Consider the following 6,289-nt stretch of genomic DNA (forward strand, 5'->3'; position numbering starts at 1 on the left):
TCAGCGCATGGAGATTAAAGCTAAGATTGAAAAAATACTTCCTACCCAACAAATAACCGGCACCTTTAAAAAACGAGAGTTCGTGGTTGAATATGCCGAAAACCCTCAGTACCCGGAGTTTATTAAGTTCGAATGCATTCAAGACAAGTGTGAATTGCTGGATAATTTTGCTCCGGGGCAAACAGTGATGGTTAGTTTTAACCTTAAAGGAAGAAAATGGACCGACCCTAAAAACGGTGAAGACAAGTATTTTAACTCTCTACAAGCCTGGAAAATTGCTGCCGAAAGCAACAGTGCAACAGCCAGTGCAGCCAACGGAGCTCCGCCACCATCGGCTGCCGATGAACCCGACTGGTTGAGCGAAGATTCTGACGACTTACCCTTTTAACTGATGAAATACGATGTGGTAGTTATTGGTGGTGGTATAGTGGGACTTGCCACTGCCTACCAGCTCTTAAAAAAGAAACCACAGCTAAAGCTGATTTTGGTTGAAAAAGAGAAACAGCTCTGCCGACATCAGACGGGTAACAACAGCGGGGTTATTCACTCCGGGTTGTATTACAAACCGGGGAGCCTCAAAGCGAAAAACTGCATTAATGGCTACCAAATGCTTCTGGACTTCTGCAATGAGGAAGGGGTGCCTTATGAACTATGCGGCAAAGTGGTTGTAGCTACCGATGAGTTTCAAAAGCCCTTACTTGAAAACCTTTATAAAAGAGGGCTGGAAAACGGGCTTCACGAAATTTCTAAACTCAGCCTTGAACAACTTAAAGAGATTGAACCTCACGTAAATGGTATAGCAGCTATTAAAGTGCCATATACCGGCATTATAGACTATACTGCCGTGGCCGAGAAATATGCCGAAAAAATTCGGCAGTGGGGAGGCACCATTGTACTGGGAGAAAAAGTTATTGCCATTCGGGAAAAAGGGTCCTCTACCTGGGTTGAAACCCCCGCTCAGGCCTTAGAAACTGCACTAGTAATTAACTGCGGTGGGCTTTATTCCGACAAACTGGCACGAAAAACTTCCGATGAAGTTGACCTCAAAATCATTCCTTTCAGGGGTGAATATTTCAAACTAAAACCGGAAAAAGAGTACCTCGTTAAACACCTTATTTATCCTGTACCCGACCCTAACTTCCCCTTTTTGGGCGTACACTTTACCCGCATGATCAATGGGGGTATTGAAGCCGGTCCAAATGCGGTTTTAGCCTTTAGAAGAGAGGGCTACAAAAAATCTCAGATTCATTTGGCCGAACTAATGGAATCGCTGTTTTGGCCGGGATTTCAAAAAGTGGCCTGGAAATACTGGAAAACCGGCATGGGCGAAATGTATCGTTCTTTTTCAAAGGCCGCTTTTACCAAGGCCCTTCAAAAACTTATTCCGGAAATTGAGGAAAACGATTTGGTTGATGGCGGTGCAGGTGTGCGTGCTCAGGCCTGCGACCGAACGGGAGGTCTTCTAGACGATTTTGCTATTTATGAGGCTAAAAATGCCATTAACGTGTGTAATGCACCAAGTCCGGCAGCCACCTCCTCACTTTCTATTGGCGATACGGTAAGTAATCTGGCCATACAGCGGTTTTGATTTTACAAAAGCCTAATGGCTTCATTTTTTGATTTAATTACGATTATCCTTAATTAGAAACATGAATATTTTTAGATCGGCATTAATGTGCCTTCTGCTTTTCACCAGCACCCTACTCACCGCTCAGGAATTCAACGTAATCTCCTACAATATTCGTTTCAACAATGCCTATGACAATGAAAACTGGTGGGGACATAGGAAAGAGGCCGCCATTGCCTTGCTCAATGCCCATAGCCCGGTAGTTTTCGGAGTTCAGGAGGCCGTTCTCGGTCAAATGAAATATATCGATGACCACATGCCAGATTATAGCTATGTAGGCGTTGGCCGCGATGATGGGAAAGAGCAGGGAGAGTTTAGCGCGGTATTCTATGACAACCGACAGGTAGAACTGCTCACCTCAGGAACGTTCTGGCTATCACCTTCTCCCGAAAGAGTATCGAAAGGCTGGGATGCAGCTCTCCCCAGAGTATGTACCTATGCCGAGTTTGAACACAAAGCCAGCGGAAAGAAATTTTGGTTTTTCAACACCCACTTCGATCATGTGGGAGAAGAAGCCAGAGCTAATTCGGCTCAGCTCATTGTAGATAAAATAAAACAAATAGCCGGAGACAAGGCTCCTATTGTATTGAGTGGCGATTTTAATACCACTCCAGATAAAGCTCCTTATGGACGTATAACTGCTTTTATGGACGATGCTTCAGCACTAAGCCCATCGGGAATCAAAGGACCAATTGGCACCTTCAATGGTTTTAAGCTGGATGCTGAACTTAAAAATAGGATTGACTACGTTTTCACCAAAAACCTAAACGTGTTGAACTATGCCCACCTGGATACCAAAAGAGATAATGGGCTTTGGGTAAGTGACCACCTGCCGGTGGTAGTTAAAATTGCTTTTCGTTGATAAACTCGAAAGCACGTATTTCGCTGTAAGTAAACTCTTCTCCCTTGCGCAAAAAGCCAACATGGCCTCCCCTTTCTGGTGTTTCCAGAAAGAGACTGGGATTCTTTTGAGCCATCTCATAAGGATAGCACCGCCCTTTAAGTAGTGGGTCGTTAAGTGCATTAATGATCAGACAAGGCCTATCTAGCTTCTCCAGAAACGGATAGGGATTGCAGTATTCATAAAAATCCTTGGCCGAACTAAAACCGTTCAATGGAGCTGAATATCGCTCATCGAACACCTGAAGTGAGGCAATATCGTCAATACCCGATAAGTCAATTTCCGGAAACTGAAGTGCTTTGGCCTTAATTTTAAGAATGAGTTTCTTCAGGAATCGCTGTTCATACAAGCGGTTTTCTCTTTGGTAAAGTGTTTCTACACTTTCGGGCAAATAACAAGGAGCAGAAATAGCCACGGCCGATCTCACCTGGGCGGGTAGCGGAAATTGGTCCAGCTCCCCAAGGTACCTGATGGTCTGCCCTCCACCCATGCTAATTCCCGCCAAAGCCACTTCCTCATAGTCACCAGATAACAAAGCATGGTTGACCACTGTTCTCAGATCATAACTGGCGGCATGATGATAAAGTACTTTCTGTCGGTTCATTTCTCCATTGCATGTTCTGTTGTTCCAGGCCACTACGTCCCAACCATTCCCCACAAAGAGTTTTACAAGAGCCTTTACATAATGACGATTTGAGCCTCCCTCCAGACCATGGCTAACAACCAGCAGCCGCTGATTTCCCCCCTTCACCCAATCTATATTGAGAAAATCATCATCGGGGGTCTCAATCTTCTCCCGCTCGTAATTCACCCCTTTAATTTTACGCATCATACTAGGGTAAATGGTCTCTATGTGTTTATTAAACAGGTAAAAGGGAGGTCCTTGATACCTCGATTGAATTAAAGGCATTCTGTTTCATTTATCTTTGGTGCAAACAAGAGAATATTAAACAATCTGAAAACGATTTTTTGTTTATTCGTGGCTCAATGCAAAAAGTAAAGTACTGCCTTTTACTTCTCATAGGCTGTATAGGCCTCCAGATTGGCCAGGCTCAAACCATTAGGGTGGTGAACCGCGAAAATGGCAAACCCATTGATTTGGTAACTATTAGAGAAAGAGGAACAGACCATGGGGCAGTAACCAACACTCAAGGGCTGGCTGAGCTTAAGAGTTTTGGTGCTGATGCGGACATAATTCTAATGCATCCCGATTTTAAATCTCACATAGTGCGCCTCTCCCGATTATTAAACAGAGGGTCTATAGTAGAACTCACACCTTTGCCCCAAACTTCAGCATATCAATACCGAAACTGGGCTCTTTGGGCCGAAGATACTCCTCATGAAATATTGGCTTTTCAGCGAAAAACGCTATCCATAACAGAGCCTTTGTCATCGGCCGAAGTTCTAGGGGCTAGCCACCAAATATTAGTGGCTAAAAACTTACAAAATGCCGGAAGCCCACTCATTAGAGGTTATTCGGGCAATGCCCTGCTTACCCGTCTGGACGGTGTGCGGCTAAACCATGCCCTGTATAGCCGAATTGACAACACACACCTGATGGTGGTTGACCCCAACAACCTCTACCAAACCTTGGTTTTACCGGGCACGGGTGGCTTACAATCCAGCAGCGATGCCCTGGGTGCAACCATAGACTTCCTCACCAAAACTCCAGCCTTTGCAGAAGGTGAATATCTGGGCATTTCTTCCGGAGGGCTACTCCGGTATTCTTCGGCCAATGGGAGCATTGCCGGCAACTACCAGATCGAGTTTAACCTCCCTAATATGTCCAGTTACTCCAGCCTTAGTTATACCAAAGCAGACGACCTGAGAACCGGAGCCAACCGACCAAAGTCACACCCTGATTTTGGCAAAAGACTATCTTATGTAATCCGTGAAAACAACACGGATGAGGTGGTTAACAATGAGAACGAAAACCGACAGGTTTTCAGCGGGTATGATCAATACCATTTTTTACAGAAGCTCCGCTGGAGTTTGGGAAGTTTCATGGACTTCACCTATTCTTTTCATTATTCAGGAACTTCGCATTTGCCACGATACGATAAACTCACTTATACCCTCAACAATACTCCGGCCTATGCCCAGTGGTACAATGGCCCACAACTCTGGCTTATGCACAGCCTTAAAACCAGCTTTTATTACCCTTCTCGCTGGTTCGATCGGATAGACATTACCACCGCATTCCAATTGACAGAAGAGCGGGTGAATAGTAGAAATTTTGGCAGCAATCAACTACGCATGCAACAAGCAACCGTTGATGCGCTATCGGTGAATGTAGATTTAGAGAAGGCCGTGGGTTTTAATGGCAAGCTCTACTATGGTTTAGAGCTCTTTTCCAATAAGGTAGAAAGTAAGGCACTAAGCAGAGACATTGTAACGCTTAGGGAAATGGATATCCAGACCGAATATCCAAACAATGGTGCAGATTATAATCTGGCCAACCTGTATTTGAGTGTTAAAGACCAGATAAGCGAGAGACTTGTTATAAGCAGTGGAGTAAGGTATACCTACACCCGGCTCAGGAGCGATTTTACTGACAAAACCTATATCGATTTTCCTTATGATGTATTGGTTAATGAAACAGGTGCGCTAACCGGTACAATTGGTGTTTCTTATAGGCCCGGCTCTTCCTGGAAACTGGGATTACTGCTCTCTTCAGGTTTTCGGCCTCCGAATATTAGCGACAATAGTCGGTTTTTTTCCGAGTGGCCCGGCATGGTGCTAGTACCCAACCCAGACCTGCAACCGGAAACTAATTACACCATAGAGTACTCTATAGCCAACAAAAGCAACTCAAACTGGAGTATTGAGTGGATACAATATCTGTCCTTTCTGCAAAACACTTTTACAGTGGCACCATTTCTTTTCAACAATCAGGACGAACTGAACTATGAAGGTGAAGTGGCCAAAGTATTGGCGCTGCAAAATATGGAAAGAGCACAGGTGTGGGGCACCTCATTGCGTGGCTACTGGAAAACCTCACAAGGCATTCATATTACCGGAAGCCTAACCTATACTCATGGCCAGAATTCAGAAACCGGGGTCCGTTTGCCACACATTGCTCCATTCTTTGGCCAATTGAGCATGGCTATGACACACCAAAAATTAACCACCCGGTTCGAACTAGAGTTTAGTGATGGTGTTCCGTGGCAAGAGCTCCCTCCTTCAGAGAAATACCGACAACACCTGTACTCAGCCGATGGAGCCCTGTCATGGTACATCGTCAATATTAAGAACAGTTACCAACTCAATAATTACTACAGTATCAACTTTAATTTGGAGAACCTGCTAAACGTCCATTATCGCAGCTACACTTCGGGCCTCAGTGCTCCGGGTTTTAATGCTGTAATTGCCGTTCGGGCTAACTTTTGAGTTCGTAATACTTTGTTAATCTTAGGTTTACCTTTTAGAAAAAGTGGCATACTACATTTATACTCAAATACATATCTATTCATATTTATTGGGTGTTCATAAAAAAGGTCTGTACTGCAGACTTTTTTTATGCGCTAACATTCCGTTTTTGCTGGGCCTATCTATAACTTGCGAGCCGAAAAATTGAAAGGGGTATTAAGGGCATCGAATCGTGCCGGTCAATGACTAAGGTTTCTGGAAGAATGGTCAACCCAACGGAAAAAAACATACTGAAGGAAACCCCATCAAAAGCATGACGGCCAATTCTTGCTTTCAATTTTTCTTGACATACTCGGTTTTAAAAAAACAGGGTTACTTACTTAAGTCGCAAG

Annotated in this window: 5 protein-coding genes; 4 read left to right on the forward strand and 1 reads right to left on the reverse strand. The window is 44.3% G+C overall.

The features are described 5' to 3' along the window. The first annotated feature begins 7 nt into the window (after window positions 1-7). The 3 genes from B3763_RS04150 to B3763_RS04160 all read left to right on the forward strand — a co-directional run bounded on the left by B3763_RS04150 (window position 8) and on the right by B3763_RS04160 (window position 2,489). Window positions 8-388 carry a DUF3127 domain-containing protein gene (locus tag B3763_RS04150; protein ID WP_286744011.1) on the forward strand — a complete coding sequence of 127 codons (381 nt, stop codon included), beginning with the start codon at window positions 8-10 and terminating at the stop codon, window positions 386-388. 3 nt (window positions 389-391) lie between these two features. Beyond that, window positions 392-1,588, forward strand: a complete 1,197-nt coding sequence (gene lhgO / locus B3763_RS04155; protein ID WP_286744013.1) for an L-2-hydroxyglutarate oxidase — start codon at window positions 392-394, stop codon at window positions 1,586-1,588. A gap of 61 nt (window positions 1,589-1,649) precedes the next feature. Further along, a complete protein-coding gene (locus tag B3763_RS04160) occupies window positions 1,650-2,489 on the forward strand; it encodes an endonuclease/exonuclease/phosphatase family protein (RefSeq protein ID WP_286744014.1) in 840 nt (279 codons plus the stop codon). Here the strand turns inward: B3763_RS04160 and B3763_RS04165 are convergent. After that, window positions 2,470-3,438 carry a YheT family hydrolase gene (locus B3763_RS04165; protein ID WP_286744016.1) on the reverse strand — a complete coding sequence of 323 codons (969 nt, stop codon included), beginning with the start codon at window positions 3,436-3,438 and terminating at the stop codon, window positions 2,470-2,472. The genes B3763_RS04160 and B3763_RS04165 overlap by 20 nt on opposite strands. A gap of 77 nt (window positions 3,439-3,515) precedes the next feature. On the opposite strand from B3763_RS04165, the gene B3763_RS04170 reads away from it, so the two are divergent. Then, window positions 3,516-5,918 carry a TonB-dependent receptor plug domain-containing protein gene (locus tag B3763_RS04170; RefSeq protein ID WP_286744019.1) on the forward strand — a complete coding sequence of 801 codons (2,403 nt, stop codon included), beginning with the start codon at window positions 3,516-3,518 and terminating at the stop codon, window positions 5,916-5,918. The last annotated feature ends 371 nt before the right edge of the window (window positions 5,919-6,289 follow it).

Origin of the sequence: Roseivirga sp. UBA1976, from assembly GCF_002336325.1 — a bacterium.
Classification (GTDB): domain Bacteria; phylum Bacteroidota; class Bacteroidia; order Cytophagales; family Cyclobacteriaceae; genus Roseivirga; species Roseivirga thermotolerans.

Excerpts from the sequence above, each read along its gene's own strand:
- lhgO (WP_286744013.1), top strand. The coding sequence starts at position 392 with ATGAAATACGATGTGGTAGTTATTGGTGGTGGTATAGTGGGACTTGCC.
- B3763_RS04165 (WP_286744016.1), bottom strand. The coding sequence starts at position 3,438 with ATGCCTTTAATTCAATCGAGGTATCAAGGACCTCCCTTTTACCTGTTT.
- B3763_RS04150 (WP_286744011.1), top strand. The coding sequence starts at position 8 with ATGGAGATTAAAGCTAAGATTGAAAAAATACTTCCTACCCAACAAATA.
- B3763_RS04170 (WP_286744019.1), top strand. The coding sequence starts at position 3,516 with ATGCAAAAAGTAAAGTACTGCCTTTTACTTCTCATAGGCTGTATAGGC.
- B3763_RS04160 (WP_286744014.1), top strand. The coding sequence starts at position 1,650 with ATGAATATTTTTAGATCGGCATTAATGTGCCTTCTGCTTTTCACCAGC.